This is a genomic window from Parafrankia soli (assembly GCF_001854695.1).
Classification (GTDB): Bacteria; Actinomycetota; Actinomycetes; order Frankiales; family Frankiaceae; genus Parafrankia; species Parafrankia soli.
In genome coordinates, this window is the sequence record NZ_MAXA01000156.1 from 1 (window position 1) to 1,660 (window position 1,660).

At 71.5% G+C, this 1,660-nt stretch carries 1 protein-coding gene; it reads right to left on the reverse strand.

Annotation, left to right across the window (positions count from 1 at the left end; genetic code table 11):
* Positions 1–558 precede the first annotated feature (558 nt).
* Positions 559–1,530 carry a hypothetical protein gene (locus BBK14_RS13445; RefSeq protein WP_071062465.1) on the reverse strand — a complete coding sequence of 324 codons (972 nt, stop codon included), beginning with the start codon at positions 1,528–1,530 and terminating at the stop codon, positions 559–561.
* Positions 1,531–1,660 lie beyond the last annotated feature (130 nt).

The window sequence follows — 1,660 nt, forward strand, 5'->3', positions numbered from 1 at the left end:
GCACACCTCGGCGGGCGGGACTGGTCAGTCGCAGTCCAGCGTTCCGGCCACCTGAAAATCTTGTCGACGCTGGTACCCCCGGTTAGCCTTCCCGTGAGCTGCGCACGCTGCTCACCTGGCTGACGCCGGGGCTGCATGCGCTACCGTTCTGGACCGCCGCCGGCACCGGCGTCCCTGCGGCTACCAGCAGTGCAACGTCTTGCCCCCGCAACACCGCAGGCGGCTAACAACCACCCCTGTGGCCAAGGGCGCTACTTGGCGGCTGGCGACACGGACCCGAGTCCCGGGCCTACTACTGGTCGGCGGTCCGGTGGCAGTCCGACCACGTCGAACGGTCCCGCCCGCTCAGCGAGCCGCCGTCGGACCCCCTTGTCGTGGTCGAGGCGGAACGGATCGTCTACACCGAGCACTGGCTGCGCCGCGAGGGGTTCGCGCCCCGCCAGCACTGGACGAGGACGGCCGCGTAGCCCGAGGCGCCTTCTGCGGCGCGGCCGTCCTCGGGCGCCAGCTCATCCGGTACGCCCCCGAGGCTGCCCGTCGCAAGAACTCTGATCATCGCTAGCGCCGACGGCTGCCCAGACCCTCCCTGACCGTCCCCGCTGTGGCAGACGCGGAGGTGAGGCCCGCGGCCAGGGCGTCAACGCTGATCGTCTGTCCGATCCCGAGCAGGTCCAGCCCGAGCGGCAGGGTGCTGACCCAGCCTGGCGTCGGCCGGATCCGGCGCGGGTGGATCGAAAACCCGACGGAATCCGCGTGGCAGGTGACGGCGTCCTGCGCCTCGGCGAGCAGGTTGGGGGTGGGCGCGTAGACCGTCAGGTACAGGCCGACACGCAGCCATCCGGGTTTCACTGGGGTCAGGTGCAACGCGAGGTCGAACCTGTCCGGATAGGCCAGCAGTCCTTCCATGCGGACCGCCCACAGGTCGCCGTCGGAAGGGTGGTCGGTGATCGCGATGGTGGTTGCGTACACGTCGCCGACCTCGATCAGCCCTCCGTCCACGAACCCACCCGGCCGTCGCTCGTGGTCGATGTCCGCGGCTGGTGGGAGCGTGTCATCCGGGTCGGCGGGAACGCCAAGCAGGCAGGAGAGGGCGGCGGTGTCGAGAACCTGGGCCGGCAGGGCGGCGGTGTCGAGCAGGCGCACAGCCTGCTCGAGTCGGTGGCAGACCGCCGTCGCGGCGCGCGCTCGGCTACCTGGCCACAGGCGGCTGGGCTCGTAGCAGGTGAGGAACACCCGTCGATCGGCCGGGAAGCTGTGGTGCAGGTAGCGCGGCCGTGCTGGCCGGCGGACGGTGAGTTGCAGCCGTCCTGGCAGGGTGCGCAGTACCTCCGCCCACGCCGCGCAGGCGTGCACGTCCGTCGTCTCCGCTGCGGCCATCGGGTCGAACGCGGCGACGACGGAGACCGCACCCCGCAGATTGATCACCCCGGTGGTGTTCACCGCGGTGCGGCATACCGGCTCCTGGCGGTGGAGCCGGCGGACGGCGGCGATGTCGGGAGCCCACGGCTCGCGGACGCTCTGTGGGCTCATCGCAGCGCCCGCCGGCTCGGCTCGCTGCCCGCCCCGCAGTCGGGTGGTGCGATGAACGGGTGGGGCTGGCCCGTGCGGGTGGCGGTGATCAGGACCAGCATGCCGACGATCGCCCCTCCGACGAAAGGTG